At 71.5% G+C, this 17,555-nt stretch carries 18 protein-coding genes; 14 read left to right on the top strand and 4 right to left on the bottom strand.

Features of this window, described 5'->3' with window-relative positions; genetic code table 11:
- Nucleotides 1–210 precede the first annotated feature (210 nt).
- Nucleotides 211–600 (top strand): hypothetical protein, encoded by a 390-nt coding sequence (locus tag SSP29_RS01620; protein ID WP_150133373.1) that lies wholly within the window; start codon nucleotides 211–213, stop codon nucleotides 598–600.
- A 189-nt stretch (nucleotides 601–789) separates the two neighbouring features.
- On the opposite strand, the gene SSP29_RS01615 is transcribed toward SSP29_RS01620, so the two are convergent.
- On the bottom strand, nucleotides 790–1,419 hold the full coding sequence (locus SSP29_RS01615) for a TetR family transcriptional regulator (protein WP_089098628.1): 630 nt from the start codon (nucleotides 1,417–1,419) through the stop codon (nucleotides 790–792).
- A gap of 120 nt (nucleotides 1,420–1,539) precedes the next feature.
- On the opposite strand from SSP29_RS01615, the gene SSP29_RS58320 reads away from it, so the two are divergent.
- The 4 genes from SSP29_RS58320 to SSP29_RS01595 all read left to right on the top strand — a co-directional run bounded on the left by SSP29_RS58320 (nucleotide 1,540) and on the right by SSP29_RS01595 (nucleotide 4,336).
- Complete coding sequence (locus SSP29_RS58320) at nucleotides 1,540–1,707, top strand: hypothetical protein (RefSeq protein ID WP_089098627.1); 168 nt, start codon at nucleotides 1,540–1,542, stop codon at nucleotides 1,705–1,707.
- A gap of 35 nt (nucleotides 1,708–1,742) precedes the next feature.
- Nucleotides 1,743–2,015: a DUF4190 domain-containing protein gene (locus SSP29_RS01605; protein WP_089099756.1), complete on the top strand. Its 273-nt coding sequence runs from the start codon at nucleotides 1,743–1,745 to the stop codon at nucleotides 2,013–2,015.
- A 152-nt stretch (nucleotides 2,016–2,167) separates the two neighbouring features.
- On the top strand, nucleotides 2,168–3,331 hold the full coding sequence (locus tag SSP29_RS01600; RefSeq protein WP_089098626.1) for a cysteine desulfurase family protein: 1,164 nt from the start codon (nucleotides 2,168–2,170) through the stop codon (nucleotides 3,329–3,331).
- 147 nt (nucleotides 3,332–3,478) lie between these two features.
- A complete protein-coding gene (locus tag SSP29_RS01595; RefSeq protein WP_150133371.1) occupies nucleotides 3,479–4,336 on the top strand; it encodes an intradiol ring-cleavage dioxygenase in 858 nt (285 codons plus the stop codon).
- Nucleotides 4,337–4,407: 71 nt separating this feature from the next.
- Here SSP29_RS01595 and SSP29_RS01590 read toward each other — a convergent pair whose 3' ends face one another.
- The gene (locus SSP29_RS01590; protein ID WP_167449836.1) at nucleotides 4,408–5,733 is read right to left on the bottom strand and encodes a hydroxymethylglutaryl-CoA lyase-like TIM-barrel protein; all 1,326 of its coding nucleotides are present in this window, start codon (nucleotides 5,731–5,733) and stop codon (nucleotides 4,408–4,410) included.
- A gap of 164 nt (nucleotides 5,734–5,897) precedes the next feature.
- Between SSP29_RS01590 and SSP29_RS01585 the strand changes: the two genes are divergently transcribed.
- From SSP29_RS01585 to SSP29_RS58315, 8 genes are all read left to right on the top strand, one after another.
- Entirely contained in the window at nucleotides 5,898–6,734 is an 837-nt protein-coding gene (locus tag SSP29_RS01585) for an SDR family NAD(P)-dependent oxidoreductase (RefSeq protein ID WP_089098624.1), read from the top strand.
- Complete coding sequence (locus SSP29_RS01580) at nucleotides 6,727–7,656, top strand: amidohydrolase family protein (RefSeq protein WP_089098623.1); 930 nt, start codon at nucleotides 6,727–6,729, stop codon at nucleotides 7,654–7,656. Before SSP29_RS01585 ends, SSP29_RS01580 begins: the two co-directional genes overlap by 8 nt.
- Nucleotides 7,657–7,861: 205 nt before the next feature.
- The gene (locus SSP29_RS01575; RefSeq protein WP_089098622.1) at nucleotides 7,862–9,232 is read left to right on the top strand and encodes an FAD-binding oxidoreductase; all 1,371 of its coding nucleotides are present in this window, start codon (nucleotides 7,862–7,864) and stop codon (nucleotides 9,230–9,232) included.
- Nucleotides 9,233–9,257: 25 nt separating this feature from the next.
- On the top strand, nucleotides 9,258–10,265 hold the full coding sequence (locus tag SSP29_RS01570) for an ABC transporter substrate-binding protein (RefSeq protein ID WP_089098621.1): 1,008 nt from the start codon (nucleotides 9,258–9,260) through the stop codon (nucleotides 10,263–10,265).
- Complete coding sequence (locus SSP29_RS01565) at nucleotides 10,262–11,038, top strand: ABC transporter permease (RefSeq protein ID WP_167449835.1); 777 nt, start codon at nucleotides 10,262–10,264, stop codon at nucleotides 11,036–11,038. Before SSP29_RS01570 ends, SSP29_RS01565 begins: the two co-directional genes overlap by 4 nt.
- Nucleotides 11,035–11,850, top strand: coding sequence for an ABC transporter permease (locus tag SSP29_RS01560; RefSeq protein WP_089098619.1), 816 nt, complete (start codon nucleotides 11,035–11,037; stop codon nucleotides 11,848–11,850). The genes SSP29_RS01565 and SSP29_RS01560 overlap by 4 nt, the downstream gene beginning before the upstream one ends.
- Nucleotides 11,847–12,656 carry an ABC transporter ATP-binding protein gene (locus SSP29_RS01555; RefSeq protein WP_089098618.1) on the top strand — a complete coding sequence of 270 codons (810 nt, stop codon included), beginning with the start codon at nucleotides 11,847–11,849 and terminating at the stop codon, nucleotides 12,654–12,656. Before SSP29_RS01560 ends, SSP29_RS01555 begins: the two co-directional genes overlap by 4 nt.
- 130 nt (nucleotides 12,657–12,786) lie before the next feature.
- A complete protein-coding gene (locus tag SSP29_RS58315) occupies nucleotides 12,787–14,826 on the top strand; it encodes a hypothetical protein (RefSeq protein WP_150133368.1) in 2,040 nt (679 codons plus the stop codon).
- Between the two features lie 168 nt (nucleotides 14,827–14,994).
- On the opposite strand, the gene SSP29_RS01545 is transcribed toward SSP29_RS58315, so the two are convergent.
- Together SSP29_RS01545 and SSP29_RS01540 are read right to left on the bottom strand one after the other, a co-directional pair.
- The gene (locus SSP29_RS01545; RefSeq protein ID WP_089098617.1) at nucleotides 14,995–15,777 is read right to left on the bottom strand and encodes an SDR family NAD(P)-dependent oxidoreductase; all 783 of its coding nucleotides are present in this window, start codon (nucleotides 15,775–15,777) and stop codon (nucleotides 14,995–14,997) included.
- 30 nt (nucleotides 15,778–15,807) lie between these two features.
- The gene (locus SSP29_RS01540; RefSeq protein ID WP_089098616.1) at nucleotides 15,808–16,560 is read right to left on the bottom strand and encodes an SDR family NAD(P)-dependent oxidoreductase; all 753 of its coding nucleotides are present in this window, start codon (nucleotides 16,558–16,560) and stop codon (nucleotides 15,808–15,810) included.
- 107 nt (nucleotides 16,561–16,667) lie between these two features.
- On the opposite strand from SSP29_RS01540, the gene SSP29_RS01535 reads away from it, so the two are divergent.
- Entirely contained in the window at nucleotides 16,668–17,552 is an 885-nt protein-coding gene (locus SSP29_RS01535) for a fumarylacetoacetate hydrolase family protein (protein WP_089098615.1), read from the top strand.
- Nucleotides 17,553–17,555: the final 3 nt, after the last annotated feature.

Genomic DNA, 17,555 nt, shown 5'->3' with positions numbered 1-17,555 from the left:
CGGTTTCGACGGCGGGAACCCCGTTCTGTCACGGGCGTGTACCAGGGAGTAGGCGACCCCTCGGAGCGAACTGCCAGGTCAGCGCTGCTTCTTGGGGATCGCTTTACCTCTTTGACAGGCGGTGAACAGTGGGGGCCCAAGAATGCCTTAAGCGCCGTTGATTGAGTGCCACTCCTCAGGACTCCCTCATCCTCAATGGAGTTGTCTCTCATGAAGCGTGTACGTCTCGTCCCCGCCGTGGCTCTGCTCGCGCTGTCCCCGCTGCTGCTGACCGCGTGCGGCGGTTCGGGCGACTCGTCGTCGTCCGGCAGCGGCAACTCCGGCCAGCAGAGCTGTCAGCAGCCGACCGGCAACGCTTCGGGCCGGCCGAGCGGCGCCCCGACCGGCAACGCCTCGGGCGCTCCGAGCGGCGCTCCGAGCGGCGCCCCCACCGGTGCTCCGACCGGCAACGCCTCGGGCATGCCCAGCGGCGGCCCCGGCGCCGGCGGCCAGGGCGGCCCCGGCGGCGGCATGGGCGGCTGCGGCGGCGGCCAGGGCGGCCCCGGTGCCGGCGGCGCGGCGCCCAGCGGAGCGCCGACCGCGCAGTCGACGAAGAGCTGACCGCACGGCTCGTACGACAGGGGCGGCGCGTCCGGCAAACGGACGCGCCGCCCTTTCGTGCTGCCGCCGGACGCGCCCCAAAGGGGCGCGGGGCCGTATCCGATATGCGGCTGCCGCCGCGTGGGCGCGACCAGCCGCGACGGCGCCGCAGCCGACTGACGGCATATCGCGGCGCTTCCAGCGGAGCGCTCAGTCCAGCCAGTGCTGCCGGCCGAGGCTGATCAGCCGCATCTGGCGGGTGGCGACCTGGGCGACGCGCTGCCGCTCCGCCTCCGAGGGCTCCGGGGACTCCAGGGTCTCCAGGAACAGGGAGGCGGTGATGAGCATCTGGTCCACGTAGAGGTGGGCGAGCATCAGCAGGTCGTCCTCGTTCCATCCCGCGGCCTCGGGGTCCTTGGCCAGCTCGGCCCTGACCTCCTCGGCGAACCGGGCGAGTTGGTCCCGGATCGCCTCCCGCACCGGCTGCACCCCGCCGTGCCGCTCCCGGGCGATGAACCGGACGTGTGCCGGGTGCGCGGCCACATGGTCGGCGATCAGTCGCACGGCCCGGGTGATGCGCTCCGCGCCGGCCGTGGCGACCGTCGTACGGACCATCGGGTGCAGGCTGCCGAGCGCCTCGTCGACGAGGGCGACGCCGAGGTCGGCGGTGGAGCGGAAGTGCCGGTAGAAGGCGGTCGGGGCGACGCCCACGGCCCGGGTGACCTCGCGCAGTCCCAGGCTGCTCAGGCTCTGCTCCTCCAGCAGGGCGAGCGCCGCGTCCAGGAAGGCCTGGCGGGTCTTCTGCTTCTGGGCCTGTCGGATGCCGAGGGTGTGACTCATGTCATCCAGTTAACAACTGTTCTCCGGAATTGAAAAGCCGGGCGAGTTGCTAGACTCAAAGTCAGTGAACAAGTGTTACTACAACCGTTCACCCAAATGTAACGGAGGGGGATCGACCCCATGCTGTTCCTCGTCGCCGCACTCATGCTGCTCGGCGTGGTGCTGGGCACCGTGGCCCACGCGCCGCTCGACGTCACCGCGGGACTGGCCGCCGTGATCGTCGTCTGGCTGGCCGTCTTCGCACTCCGCGAGCGCCTCGCCCGCCGCCGCCACACCTCGGCCAACTGACCTTCCGCCCCCGCTCACTTCAGGAGCTGAGCATGATGCAACTCACCGCCCCCGCCACCCCCCGCACCCAGACCCGCACCCGTGACGCCGACGGTATGGCCGTGGCGTCCTTCATCCTCGGCCTCCTCGGCCTCCTGGTCCTGAACCTGTTCCTGGGCCCGGTCGCGATCATCCTGGCCCTGGTCTCCCTGTGGCGCGGCACGGCCCGCAAGGGCCGCGCATACCTGGGCCTGACCCTGGGCGTGGCCGACCTCGCGGTCCTGGCGATCGCCATGGCGGCCTCGAACACGGTCTCCTGGAGCCTGTAGACCTGATCTTTGAAGCGCCGTCCAGGACAGCGCCCCTTCAGGGGCGCGGGGAACTGCGCGACCAGCCACCGACGACCTGCACCCGCAAACGGCGATCGACCCCTACGGCGCTGGGCGACCCGCACCCCGCCCCCCGTAGAATCGACCCCACCATGGCCTACCTCGACCACGCCGCCACCACCCCGATGCTCCCGGAGGCAGCCGCGGCCCTCACCGCGCAGCTCGGCGTCACCGGCAACGCGTCCTCCCTGCACGCCTCCGGCCGCAAGGCCCGCCGCACGGTCGAGGAATCCAGGGAGACCCTCGCGGAAGCACTCGGCGCCCGCCCCAGCGAGGTCGTCCTCACCTCCGGCGGCACCGAGGCCGACAACCTCGCGGTCAAGGGCCTCTACTGGTCCCGCCGCGACGCCGACCCGGCCCGCACCCGGATCCTCGCCAGCCCCGTCGAACACCACGCGGTCCTGGACGCCGTCCACTGGCTCGGCGAACACGAGGGCGCCACGGTGGAGTACCTCCCCGTCGACACCTACGGCCGGGTCCACCCCGAGGCGCTGCGCGAGGCGATCGACCGCAACCCCGACGACGTGGCGCTCGCCACCGTCATGTGGGCCAACAACGAGATCGGCACGGTCCTGCCGATCCGCGAACTCGCCGCCGTCGCGAACGAGTTCGGCATCCCGCTGCACGCCGACGCGGTCCAGGCCTTCGGCCAGATCCCCGTGGACTTCGGCTCCTCCGGCCTCGCCGCGATGACCGTCTCCGGCCACAAGGTCGGCGGCCCGTACGGCATCGGCGCCCTGCTCCTCGGCCGTGAGTACACCCCCGTACCGGTCCTGCACGGCGGCGGCCAGGAGCGGCACGTCCGCTCCGGCACCCTCGACGTCCCGGCGATCGCCTCCTTCGCGGTCGCCTCCCGCCTCGCCGCCGAGCGCCGCGAGTGGTTCGCCCGCGAGATCGGCATCCTGCGCGACGCGCTCATCGACGCCGTCCGTACGGCCGTACCGGACGCGATCCTCGGCGGCGACCCGGTGGACCGCCTCCCGGCCAACGCGCACTTCACCTTCCCCGGCTGCGAGGGCGACTCGCTGCTCCTGCTGCTCGACGCCCAGGGCATCGAGTGCTCGACGGGCTCCGCGTGCACGGCCGGGGTCGCCCAGCCGAGCCACGTCCTGCTGGCCACCGGCACCGACCCCGACCTGGCCCGCGGCACCCTGCGCTTCTCCCTCGGCCACACCTCCACCCAGGCCGATGTCGAGGCGGTCGCGAAGGCGATCGGCCCGGTGGTGGAGCGGGCGCGGGCGGCCGGACTCAGCTGACCGGACCGGCCGTTCCGGAGCGCCCCCGCGACACGCGGAATTCGCGCCGACTCGGCTCCAAAGAAGGTGAGTTGGGGGTTTTGCCTCCAGGGATCTCACAGTGCGTGGCCATGGCCCGCCTCAGGTCGGTCCCTAAGTTCTCCTGACATGACAGACAACGCCTCTGCCTCCGGGCAGACCCCCGAGCCCGGCTCCGTCGACTCCGTCTCCGCCCAGTCGGGTCGTCACCGCACGGACAACACCATGAAGCGGCGGCGCGTGCTGATCGGCGGCGCCACCATCGCCGCGGCCGGCGGGCTGATGGCCGCGGGCCTCGCCTCCGCCGACACCACCACCTCGGAGACCGACTCCGACGCCTCCACCACCGTCACCAGCGACGCCTCCTCCGGCGTCTGCACCCTCACCTCGGAGGTCACCGAGGGCCCGTACTGGCTGGCCGGTGCGCTCGTCCGCGAGGACATCCGCGAGGACCGGGAGGGCGTCGAGGTCCAGTACACCTTCACCGTCGTCGACCAGGCCAACGACTGTGCCCCGCTGGAGAACGCGCTGGTCGAGATCTGGCACGCGGACGCCCTCGGCGAGTACTCCGGCTACGTCGGCAAGAACGGCCACACCGAGACCGACGACAGCACCTTCCTGCGGGGCGGTCAGACGACCGACTCCAATGGCCAGGTGAGCATCACCTCGATCTGGCCCGGCCACTACGTCTCCCGGGCCGTGCACGTCCACATGCGGGTGCACACCGACGTGACGCTGACCGACGACTCGTACACGGGCGGCTCGATCGTCCACACCGGGCAGCTCTTCTTCGACGCGGACATCAACTCCGAGATCCAGGCGACCTCGCCGTACTCCGACAACACCACCACGGAGACCCAGCTCGACGACGACACGATCTACGACGACGGCGGCGCCTCCTCCGGCCTGCTGACCCTGACCGCACTGGGTGACAGCGTCTCCGACGGGTACGCGGCGACGCTCACCGTGGGTGTCAGCTCCTCCTGAGGCCGACGGGCCCGGAGCACCTGACACCGCAGGCCCGGTGGCCGACCCGTCACGGCCACCGGGCCGGCCGCTCACCCGAGTTCGCGGACCAGCGCCCGGAGATCCTCGTCGGTGGCGAGGCGGTTCTCCCGGGACATCACCTGCTGTACCTGATCCAGCAGTTGGTCCAGGGCGGCCGACGGCAGCTCGATGCCGAGGGCTGCCGTCCGGTCGGCCAGGGTGTAGGGGCCGCTGTCCGGGGTGAAGGGGATCCGGCGCTCGTTGCCGACCAGGGAGGGCTCCACGCAGTTGTGGAGCAGCGGGTCGACCGCGGTCTCCTGGGTGATGAAGTCCAGGCCGCCCCAGCAGAAGGCGTCCGGGCCGGTCATCGGGTGGTTCCGGGCGGTCTGACAGCCGGTCAGTTCGGCGCCGTGCCGGGCGAGTTCGGTGAGGGTCTCGGTGCGGATGCCGGTGCGGACGCCGTAGACGGCCTCGAAGGCCATTGCGGTGGCGGCGAGATCGGCGTTGCCGGGGCCGCCGCAGTAGCCGTTGACCGACAGTTCGACGGCGCCGGCGCCGGCCCGGACGGCGGCGACCGCGCAGCCGACGGCCAGTCCGAAGGTGTTGTGCGGGTGCAGGCCCACCGCCACGTCCGGCGCCAACTCCCTGGTCCGGCGCACGAGATGGCCGTACGCCTCGGGGCTCAGCGCGCCCGGCCCGTCGAAGAGGGTCAGCTCGCCGGCCCCGGCCGCGGTGAGCGCCGCGACGGTCGTGGCGTGGTCCTCCTCCGTCAGGTACGACACCATCAGCATCGGCGCGATCACCTCCAGGCCCAGCGAGCGGGCGTACCCGATGAGGCGGGCGGCCCGGTCCAGCACGGCGGTCCGGTCGCGCGGGGTGTCCGGGGTGCGCCACTCCTCGCCCCGCCACGCGGCCGCGTACACGTCGGGCCGGTAGAGCAGTGCCGTCTCGCCGAAGCCCTGCACCCACACCTGCACGGCGTCGTAACCGGCCCGCGCGGCCCGGTCGATGTCGTCCGTCGAGCGCATCAGCGGGCAGATCACCCGGCACTCCGGGTTCTCGCCCTTGACCAGATCCACCTCCGCCTTCAGCACGTCCTCGGCGCGCCGGCCGGGTCCGGCGGTGACGACCTCCGGCACCCCGGTCGCCACCACCCGCCGCAGGAACGCCCGCTTCGCCCCGGCCGTGGCCGTGACGCCCGGCAGGGTCTCCAGGGAGCGCAGGGTCGCGTCCCGCAGCCGGACCGTCCCGGGCAGCGAACCCACCACGTCCGTACGGCGGTTGAGCGGGCTCACCGACCAGCGGCCGGGCTCGTGGGCGCCGGGCGCCCGCCGGGCGGCGAGCTCGGCGCGGAAGCGGGCGATCTCCTCCGGGGTGAAGACGGGGGGTTTCCGCACAGGGGTCCTCCAGGTTCTTCGCGTACGCCCCATACAAGCTCTCTGTCGACACCCTTGGCAAGAAGGTGCCGAGGATCCGCGTAACAAAGGTCTTGTGTTTACTTTGTGTCGACACTTGGCTATGACTGTCGGCAGGCTCCGTACCCCCATGGAGGGAGGCTCCTGTGCTTCAGGACACGCCAGAACACCCGCTCAGTGCCCGTTCCGGGCGGCTCGCCGGCAAGGTCGCCGTCATCGGCGGCGCCGGAAGCGTCGGCCCCGGCTGGGGCAACGGCCGTGCCGCCGCCGTGCTCTTCGCCCGCGAGGGCGCCACCGTCCTGCTCACCGACCGGGACAAGGACGCGCTGGAGGCCACCGCGGACCAGATCCGCGCCGAGGGCGGCACGGTCCGCACCGATCTCCTGGACGTCACCGAACCCGACGCCGTCCAGGCCTACTTCACCGATGCGGCCGCCCGGACCGGCCGCATCGACATCCTCGTCAACAACGTCGGCGGCTCCCGGCCGGGCGGGGTCGCCGAGCTGAGCCTCGCGGACTGGGAGAGCCAGCTGCGGACCAACCTCACCAGCGCCTTCCTCGCCTGCAAGCACGTCATCCCGGTCATGCGGCGGGGCGGGGGAGGGGCGATCGTCAACACCGCCTCCTGCTCCGGGCTGCGCTGGACCGGGGCCGCGCAGGTCGGGTACGCGACGGCCAAGGCGGCGGTCATCCAGCTGTCCAGGGTGACGGCCGTCCAGTACGCGCCGGACGGCATCCGCGTCAACACCGTCGTCCCGGGGCAACTGCACACCCCGATGGTCGAGGCCCGGCTGGCCGGGCAGCGCGCCGGCGGCGACGTGGCGAAACTGCTCGCCCAGCGCCGGGCCCGGATCCCGCTCGGCTTCATGGGGGACGGGCGGGACACGGCGTACGCGGCGCTGTTCCTGGCCTCGGACGAGGCGCGGTTCGTCACCGGCACCGAGATCGTCGTCGACGGCGGAATGACGGCGCGCTGTGACTGAACCCGCCGCGACCGCCCCGCCCCGCACGCCGTCACCCCGCGCCCCTTCACCGGGCTGTCCGCCCCCGCATCCCGCGCCCCGGGCGCCCAGGCTCCGGCTGCCGCCGGGCAGTTGCGACGCCCACTGCCATGTCTTCGGGCCCGCCGACGTCTTCCCCTACGCACCGGAGCGCACCTTCACCCCGCCGGACGCACCCAAGGAACAACTCCGGGCCCTGCACGCCCACCTGGGGCTGACGCGGGCGGTGGTCGTGCAGTCGTCCTGCCACGGCCGCGACCACCGGGTGCTGCTCGACGCCCTCGCGGCCGGGGAGGGCGGGATCCGGGGGGTGGCCCTGATCGGCGAGGCGACCGGCCGGGCCGAGGCCGAGGAACTGCACCGGGCGGGCGTACGGGCCTTCCGGCTCAACTTCCTGCCGCATCTGCGAAGCCGGCCCACCGGCGCGGAGATCGACGCCGTGCTGGAGCGCGTGGACGGCCTCGGCTGGGCCGCCCAGCTCCATGTACGGGGCGAGGACCTGCCGGGCCTGGAGAGCGTCGTACGCGCCCTGCCCGGCCGCGTGGTGATCGACCACATGGGCCGGGTCGACCTCGGCGCCGGGCGGGACGGCCCGGCGGTGCGCTGTCTGCGCGCGCTGCTCGACACGGGCGCGGTGTGGGTCAAGGTCAGCGGGGTCGACCGGGTCTCCGCGCAGGGGCCGCCGTACGCCGACGCCGTCGAACTCGCCGCGTCCTTGGTGGCGTACGCCCCCGAGCGGGTGGTGTGGGGCACCGACTACCCACACGTCAACATCACGGGTGCGGCCCCGGACGACGGCCTTCTGGTCGACCTCCTGGAACGCATCGCACCCAACCCCGCCCATCTGCAACGACTACTGGTGGACAACCCGGCCGAACTCTTCGACTTCGAGCCGATCCGATGAAGCGCCCGCAAGTGAAGCGCCCCAAAGGGGCGCGGGGAACTGCGCGACCAGCCCCCACGAAGCCGCACCCGAACGACGACCCAACCCGGCCTCCCCAGCAAAGCGCCTAGTGTCGCCAGAGATGCCAGATATTCCCGCCGCAGATGTCTTGTCGCCCCAAAGTGTCGACAGTATGGTCCCGGATGAAACGCGTGAGGAGACGGCCATGCACCAGCTGCCCCAGGGCACCCTCATCCGGCGCGGCGACACGGCCTACGAACGGGCCCGCCTCGACGCCGTCTGGAACGAACGCAAACCCGACCGCCACCCCGACGTCATCGTGCTCGCCGGGAGCGAGCGGGACGTCGTCGCGGCCGTCCGCCTGGCCCGCGCAGAGGGACGGCGGATCGGCATCCGCTCCGGCGGGCACAGCTGGGTCGGCAACGGCGTCCGCGACGGCGGCATGCTGCTCGACCTCTCGCGACTGACGGAGGTGACCGTCGACCCGGCCGGCCGGACGGCGACCGCACAGCCGGCGGCCACCGGACCCGACCTGCTCGAAGCCGCCGCCCCGCACGGCCTGTTCTTCCCCACCGGCCACGCCCCGACCGTCGGCCTCGGCGGCTTCCTGCTCGGCGGCGGCTACGGCTGGGACTCCCGCCATCTCGGGCCGGCCTGCCTGAGCATCCGGGCCGTGGACGTCGTCCTCGCCGACGGCACCCTGGTGCACGCCACCGACACCGACCACCCGGACCTGCTGTGGGCGGCGCGCGGCAGCGGCCCCGGCTTCTTCGGGGTCGTCACCCGCTTCCACCTCGACCTGCACCCGGCGCCGAGGCGGCTGCTGCGCACGCTCCACAGCTACCCCCTGGGCCTGCGGGACGAGGTCCTGGCCTGGGCGTACGACATGCTCGAACTGCTTCCGAAGGAGGTCGAGTTCTCGGCCAAGGTCGGCTTCGTGGAGGGCCTGGACCGGCACACCGTGTCGGTCACCGCGACCGCCTTCGCCCAGGACGACGACTCCGACCCGCTCGCGCTGCTGGAGACCGCGCCCTTCCGGGCCGAAGCGCTGCGCGCGGTCGGGAGCGCCCGGACGAGCATGGCCGAGCTGTACGGGCACGCCGACCGGATGACCCCGGCCGGGATGCGCTGGGCCCTCGACGGGATCTGGACCGACGAGCCGGTCGACAAGGTCCTGGACGCGGCCCGGCCGCTGTTCGACTCGGTGCCCGGCACCACCAGCCATGTCCTGTGGATGCTGTGGGGCGGCTTCCCGGAGCGTCCCGACGCCTGCTGGTCCAGCCAGGCCAAGCTCTACCTCTCGCCCAACGCGGGCTGGACCGACCCCGCCGAGGACCTCCGCCACGAGCGCTGGGCGCACGGTGAACTCGCTGCGATCCAGCACCTGTCGAAGGGGCTGCAGTTCTCCGACAACAACCTCGCGGACCGCTTCGACCACGGGCTGAGCCCCGCCAACGCGGCCCGCCTGGAGGAGATCCGGGGCGCCTACGACCCCGACGGCCTGTTCCGCACCTACCTGACCCCCGCCGAGTCCACCACCGCCTACGCCGCCGCGGGCCCCGCGCGGACGCATTGACCTTCCTCTCAAGGAGAGCCGTTCCATGCACACTTCGAGAATCCCGCGGCGCCGCACCCTCGTCCTCCTCACCGCCCTGGCCGCCACCGCGTCGCTGACGGCCACCGCCTGCGGCGGCGACTCGGCCGCCGGCGGCCAGACCGCCGACGGCAAGGCGAAGATCACCGTGCTGCGTTCCAACGGCGCCGTCTTCGAGCCGCTCTACATAGCCGAGCAGCAGGGCTACTTCAAGGACGCGGGCCTGGACGTCACCATCAAGGCCGGCGCCCAGGACACCTCGCAGAACGCGCCCTCCGTCCTCAACGGCGAGGCCCAGTTCGCGATGACGGACAGCTCCGGCTTCCTCAAGGGCGCGGCCCAGGGCCTGCCGATCCGGATCGTCACCGGCCTCCAGTCCGCGACGACGAAGACCGATCCCACCGACGGCCTGCTGGTGAAGAAGGACAGCGGGATCACCTCCTTCAAGGACCTGGAGGGCAAGACCGTCGGCGTCTCCGCGCTCGGCGGCACCATCCAGTTCATCTGCGAGTACCTGACCCAGCAGGCGGGCGGCGACCCGTCGAAGATCAAGTTCGTTGCTCTGCCGACCACTTCGCTCACCGACGCCGCCAAGTCCGGGAAGACCGACGCGGTGTTCTCCTTCGGCCCGTTCTACTTCGCCGCCAAGGACAGCGGCCTGCGCTCCGTCGGCAACGGCATGAACGACCTGCCCGGCATGGTCCAGGGCCTGCTGTTCGCCGGCCAGAAGTACCTGTCGGCCAACGCCGACACCGCGAAGAAGTTCATCGACGCCGTCGCCAGGGCCATCACCTACGCCGACGCGCACCCGGCCGCCGTCAAGGCGATCGACAAGAAGTACACGCAGGTGGACGCCAGTTTCATCGACTCGCACGACATCAGCTACTACGACAGGAACCTGAACAGGACGATGATGCGCACGGTGATCACGAAGATGCACGAGTTCGGCCTGCTCGACAAGGAGCCGGCCGACGACGACGTGTACTGGGACCAGGCACCCGTGGTGACCTCGTGAGGATCCTGAAGGTGCGCGGTCTCCAACTCGGCGCGCTGGTCGCGGTGGTGGCCCTGTGGGCGCTCGTCGCGGGGGCGGGCGTGGTGAGTCCGACCGCGCTGCCGGGCCCCGCCGCCGTGGCCGCCGCCCTGGGCGGCCTGCTGGGCAGCGGCACCTACTGGCAGGCCGTCGGCGACACCCTGGACGGCGCGGTCACCGGCCTCGCGGTGGCCGTCGCCGTCGGCATCCCGGTCGGCCTGGTCACCGGGGTGTACGCGGCGGCCGAGGAGTCCTCCCGGCTGCTGGTCGAGATCCTGCGCTCCTTCCCGGTGATCGCCCTGCTCCCGGTGTTCCTCCTGGTCCTCGGCTCGACGCCGGGCATGAAGGCCACGGTCGTCTTCATCGCCTGTGTCTTCCCGATCCTGCTCCAGTCCCAGTACGGCGCCCGCAGCGTGACCCCGTCCGTCCACGAGACCGTACGGGCCTACCGCATCCCCCGCCTGCTGCGCTTTCGCCGGGTGGTCCTGCCCGGTGCCGTTCCGTCGGTGATGACCGGCCTGCGTCTTGCCGCGACCACCTCCGTGCTGGTGGCCATCGGCGTCGAGGTGCTCACCACCCTCCCCGGCATCGGTCACATGATCATGGAGGCGCAGCAGGCCGGCGCCTCCGACCGGGCCTACGCCTACATCCTCACGGCCGGCGCGATCGGCTACTCGATCACCCTGCTCGCCCAGTACGCCGAACACCGGCTGCTGCGCCGGCGGCCCCCGGCGAGGGCGGGTGAGGCGGCATGACCGTCCGTGCGGCGATACGCCAACTCTGGCTGCCCGCCCTGGTGTTCGTGATCCTGTTGCTCTCCACCGCCGGCAGCACCAGCTTCTACTTCCCGCCCCTGACCACGGTCCTGCACACCCTGTGGGACCAGCTCGCGGGCGGCGGTCTCCTCGACGACCTCTGGTTCAGCCTCCGCAACATCGTCCTCGGCCTGGCCCTGGCCACCGTCGTCGGCATCGCCGCGGGCCTGGTGATCGGCGAGGTCCGCACCCTGCGCCTGGCCCTCGGCCCGCTCCTCGACTTCGCCCGCGCCACCCCGACCGTCGGCTTCGTGCCGGTCGTCATCCTGACCCTGGGCATCGGCTCGGGCCCCAAGATCTTCCTGATCTTCCTCGGCTCGCTCTGGCCGATCCTGCTCAACACCATCGCCGGGGTGGGGCAGATCAACCCCGCCGTGCACGAGACGTCCCGCAGTTACCGCGTCCCCTGGCACCTCCAACTGCGCCGGGTGGTCCTCCCGGGCGCCCTGCCGCAGATCTTCGCCGGCATCCGGGTCGCCCTGTCCATCGCCGTCGTCCTCATGGTCGTCAGCGAGATCTACGGCTCGCCGATCGGGCTCGGCAACTTCATCCTGCAGAGCGGATCCAGCTTCCACGTCGCCGAGACCTGGGCCGGCACCCTCCTCATCGGCGTCCTCGGCTACGGCCTGAGCGTGCTGCTCCTGCTCTGCGAGCACGCCCTGCTGGGCTGGTACCACCAGCGCGCCCCCCGGGCGAGCCGCCCCTCGCCCGCCCCGGCCATCGAGAAGAAGAGCAACGGAGTGGTCGTATGACCCGCGGATCCGCCCTCCACGTCGAGGACCTCTGCATGACGTTCGGCCGGGGCGGCCCGCAGGAGCACCGGGTGCTCGCCGGGCTGAGCCTGCGGGTGGACCCGGGGGAGTCCGTGTGCGTCGTCGGCCCGTCCGGCGCCGGCAAGACCACCCTGCTGCGCTGCCTCGCCGGACTCGCCCCGCCCACCTCCGGCACCGTCCGCTACGGCGACCAGCGCCTCACCGGGCCGCACGCCGACATCGCCGTGGTCTCCCAGGACTACCGGGGCTCCCTGCTGCCCTGGATGCGGGTGTGGGACAACGTGGCCTTCCCGCTCCAGGGGCGGGGCGTGAAGAAGGCCGCGCGCAAGGCGACGGCCCTGGAGTGCCTGGACGCCGTCGGCCTCGCGGACGTCGGCGACAAGTACCCCTGGCAGCTCTCCGGCGGCATGCAGCAGCGCGTCGCCATCGCGCGCGGCCTCGCCTACGACGCCCCGGTGCTGCTCATGGACGAGCCGTTCGGGTCGGTCGACGCCCAGTCCCGGTTCGACCTGGAGGACCTGACCCTCCAGCTGCGCCGCCGCCTCGGCATCACCGTCGTCGTGGTCACCCACGACATCGACGAGTCCGTCTACCTCGGCGACCGCGTCATCGTGCTCGGCGGCCGCCCCACGGCCGTACTCGACACCCTGACCGTCCCGTTCGGCACCGACCGCGACCAGCTCACCACCCGTGCCGACCCGCGCTTCGCGGAACTGCGCACGAGGGTGCTGGCCCGGATCCGCGGCGAGCGCCTCGACCAGGACGCCGAGCCCGCCCGCAACTGACCCACCACACCACCGAGCAGGGGGCGTGCGCCCACCGGCGCCACGCGTGGCTCACCCCTGCCCGGGCAACCCCGTGTCGCCGATCGGCGATGCCCCTGCCCGAAAACACCCGAAGACAAAGGAGTCCACAGTGCTGCCCACCAACAGGTCCACCAACAGGACCGACGACGAGCGGACTTCGTCCGTCACCGACCTGCTCGACCGGCCCGTCGCCAACCGGGCCCGCCCCCGCGCCCTCATCGTCGCGGTGGCCGCCGCCCTCGCCCCCACCCTGCTCGCCCCCGCCACCGCCCACGCCGCCAGTACCAAGAAGGCCAAGAAGGCCAAGGCGACCACGATCACCGTCGGCTCCGACGAGACCCTCACCCTCACCGCGACCACCACCGCGACCGAGCTGGTGATCGAGGAGGGCGGTGTCATCACCGTCGACGACGGCTACAGCCTCAGCCTCACCGTCAACGGCGTGGAGACCGGCAGCGAACTCGCCGCGCTCACCGACGGATACGGCGGCGTCGCCACCGCCATCGCGGCCGGCACCTACACCGGCACCATCGTCCTGAACGTCGCCGAGGCCACCGACGTCGCCTACTCCACCCTCACCTTCCCCTTCCGCCAGGCCGTCTACGTCGACGCCGACGGCGTGGACGAGGACAAGTCCGTCCCCTCCGACGTGCTGGACGGCACCGTCACCGACACCGGGGCCTCGGACATCACCCTGCTCTCCAACGGCGAGGCCTTCAACGGCGTCTACGTCGCCGGCGGCAGCTACACCCTCACCGACCCGACCATCGCCTTCGACGGCAACGGCCGCTGCGACTTCGTCGGCTACGGCGCCGCCGTGGTCGGCACCGGCTCGGGCACCACCCTCGTCCTCGATGGCGCGAACATCAGCAACGTGGGCGTGGTCCGTACGGCGGTGATCGCCGACGCCACCGCCAACGTGATCGTCAAGAACTCCACCATCAAGTGCGCCGACGGCGTCGTCCCCGACGAGTACCCGGCCGCCGGCACCGGCGACACCAAGTACATGATCACCGTGCCGTGGATGCTGGGCATCTCCGGCAACGTCCGCGCCACCAACCTGCTCGGCGCGAGCACCAAGGCGTCGTACATCAACTCCTCGATCTCCTCCGAGAAGTGGGGCGCCCTGTCGGTCGACGGCGGCAGCTACTGCACCCTCACCGCCATCAACAGCACCATCGCCAACACCGGCGGCCAGGGCTACGGCAGCTACGCCATCGGCAACGTCACCGAGCACTTCCTCGGCTGCGCCTTCGACGTCGGCGACTACGCCCTCATCCACTGGGGCGCCTCGGCGCACTACGGCGACAGCACCAAGGAGGCGGTCTCGGACCTCAACGACTCCCTCTCCCTCGGCCTCACCTCGGCCGAACTGGACGCCCTCCCGGTCCAGTCGACCACCATCGACGCGGGCCGCTTCATGGTCCTGTGGTACGCGGCCGGGTCGGTGGCCATCGACGGCGGCACCCAGGTCACCACCGGAGAGACCACCTTCATGTGCAAGGCGGTCGCGGGCACCGTCACCGTCGACGGCTCCGACGGCGCCACCGTCACCACCGGCAACGGCGTCCTCTTCCAGCTGATGGACACCGACCGCCCGAGCAGCGTCACGGTGTCCGGCAAACCCTGGTCCAGCGAGACGACCGGCACCTACACCGAGCCGACCGGTTCCCCCACCAAGTCGTCCAGCTGGGACCCGACCACCTCCCAGTCCACCGACGCGAAGGGAACCTTCACCGACATCGCCCTGACCGGCGACTTCTACAACTCGGTCCGGGGCGGCGGCAACGCGAGCCTCCAGGGCCAGAACCTCACCCTCGCCTTCACCCGCACCACGGTCGAGGGCGTGATCTCGGCGAGCACGGCCAAGCACAGCGTCTCCACGATCACCAAGACGGAGTACCGCGAGATCAGCGAGGTCACCAACACCCCGAGCGCGGTGGTCAACAACGGCGTCCGGGTGACCCTGGGCGAGTCGTCGACCTGGACGGTGACGGGAACGTCGTACCTCAGCGCCCTGACCCTGGCATCGACCGCGTCGATAACGCCCCCGACCGACAGGACGGTGACCCTGACGGTCGACGGTACGGCAGCGACCATCACCCCCGGCCAGAGCTACACCGGCGCCCTGACCCTGACGGTGTCGTAAGAAGACCGACAGAAGAGTTGCCGGCCCCCGGGGATGGATGCGAACCGAATCCCGGGGGCCGGAGCTTTTCAGAGCTTTTCAAAGGGGAAGGAGCGTCCCCACCTGCTTTTAGGGGCGCGGGGAACTGCGCGACAAGCCCCCACGCACCCGCACCCGAATCACAACGTTCTACGCCCCAATCATGTTGTATCCCCCATCAGCCACCAAGAAGCCCCCTGTGATGTGCCCGGCATCCTCGGTCGCCAGAAACAGAGCGGCACCGGCCAACTCCTCCGGCCCCGGAATCCGCCCCATGGGCGTATTGGCCCGCAACACATCCCCCCGCCCGCTCTTCCAGTCTTCGCGCCCCAGCGTCGCCGCGGTCTCGATGAACCCCGGCGCGAAGACGTTCACCCGCACCCTCGGCGCGAACGCATGCGCATAGGACTTGGTCAGCCCGATGATCCCGTACTTCGCGGCCGCGTACTGCGGCGCCCGCGCACTGCCCCGCACCACCACCGTCGACCCGATGTTCACCACCGCCCCGCCCCCCTCCTGCTCCAGCATCCGCCCCCCGAACTCGTGCGTGCACAGCAACGTCCCCTTGATGTCGACGGCGAGCACATGGTCGATCGACTCCTCCGTGATGTCCCGCCAGGACATCTGCTCACGGGCGACGTCCCCCACGTTGTTCACCGCCACGTCCAGCTGCCCGAAGTGCGCCCACACCTCCTCCGCGAGCCGGGTGATCTGGGCGCGCTCGGAGATGTCGGCCTGCACGACGAGCGCCTTGCGGCCGAGCGCGGTCACGCGCTCGGCGGTCGCCTCGGCCCCCTCGCGGGAACCGCGGTAGTGGACGGCGACATCGGCACCCTCCCGCGCCGCCCGCACCGCGATCTCGGCACCGAACCCGGTACCGGCGCCGGTGACGAGGACGGTCTTCCCGGCGAATCGTTCGAACACGGCGGTCACAAGGCCTCCAAAGCGATCGTTGATGGGAATTCAGACGAGCGTCCGCCCGCCGTCGACGTACAGCACCTGCCCGGTGACGAACGCCGCCGCATCGGACGCGAGGAAGAGCACGGGCCCGGTCAGGTCGGCTGGCCGGCCCAGTCGGCCCGCGGGGACGAGGGCCTCCAGGGACGCCCGGACCCCCGGCCCGGCGAGGTACTCACGGGTGAGGTCGGTCTCGGTGTAGCCGGGTGCGACCGCGTTGACGGTGACCCCGCACGCCGCCCACTCCCGGGCCATGACCCGCATCAGCTGGTCGACGCCCCCCTTGGTCGCCGCGTACGGCGCGTGGTCGGGGTGCGCCAGCAGCCCGGACACGGACGAGAGGTAGACGATCCGTCCGTACCCGGCCGCCACCATCACCCCGCCCACGGCCCGCCCCAGCCAGAACGCGCTGTCGAGGTTGACCGCGGTGATCCGCTCCCACACCTCGTCCGGGGTGTCGAGCACCGGCCGCCGGTCGTTCACCCCGACCGCGTGCACGAACACGTCGATGCCGCCGAGCAGTCGGACCGCGCTGTCGACGGCGTCCCGGCAGGCGTCCGCCGAAGTCAGGTCGGCACACAGCCCCTTGACGGAACCGGGCCCGGCCGACGCGGTCGCCTCGGCCGCCCTGCCCTCGTCGACGTCAAGGACGACCACCGCCGCACCCGCCCCGGCGAACCCGCCCGCGACCACCGCACCGATCCCGCCGGCCCCGGCGACCAGCACCCGGGCCCCAGCGAAGTCCCATGTCGTCCGCATGGTTCGGACGGTAGGTCACCGCACCGATTGGTGTCCACACTTTGCGCGCCTATTGACGATCAGGTGGCCTCAGGAGAGGCTGTCTGTCGACAGTTGAGGGAGGTCTGATGAAACTGGTGACGTTCTGCGACGGGCTGGACGACGGACTGGTGGGCCGGCTCGACGGAGACACCGTCGTGGAACTGGAGGTGCCCTCCACCCGCGCCTGGTTCGAGCGTGCGGGCCAAGTCGCCGAGACGGGGCGGACGTTCGCGCTCGCCGACGTCCGGCTGCGCGCCCCGATCGTGCCGAAGAAGTTCTTCCACACCGCCGGCAACTTCCGGGAGCACCACGAGGACCTGGCCCGCGTCGACTGGTCCCACCCGGTCAACAAGGGGATCGTCTTCTTCCAGAACGTCGACGCGATCATCGGCCCGGACGAGCCCATCGTGTATCCGGCGAACCTCACCCGGGAACTCGACTACGAACTCGAACTCGCCGTCGTCATCGGCAAGCCGGGCCGCTTCTTCTCCGCCGAACAGGCCGTCGAGCACATCGCCGGGTACGTCGTCTTCAACGACATCACCGCGCGGGACATCCAGCGCCGGGAGATGGAGTCCGGGGTCTTCTCCTTCTCCAAGGCCGTCGAGACCTTCTGCCCGGTCGGCCCGTACGTCGTCACCGCCGACGAGATCGACGACCCGCACGCCCTGGACATGGAGCTCAGGGTCAACGGCGACGTACGCCAGAAGTCCAACACCGGCCGGATGTCGGTCTCCCTCCCGCAGCTGGTCGCCTACCACTCCCCGCAGACCTACAGCGCGGGCGACCTCGTCACCACCGGCACCGTCGCGGGTGTGGCCGCGAGCACCGAGGACCCGTTCGCCAACTACCTCAGGCCCGGTGACGTGGTCGAGGCCGAGATCGAGGGCCTGGGCGTGCTGCGCAACCCGGTCGTCTCCTGGAGAGAGGCGTACGGCGAGGACGAGCCCCCCGCCGGGCACTGGGTGTGAGCC

Origin of the sequence: Streptomyces hyaluromycini, assembly GCF_002217755.1 — a bacterium.
Lineage (GTDB): Bacteria > Actinomycetota > Actinomycetes > Streptomycetales > Streptomycetaceae > Streptomyces > Streptomyces hyaluromycini.
This window is presented reverse-complemented; position numbering and strand designations above follow the sequence as displayed.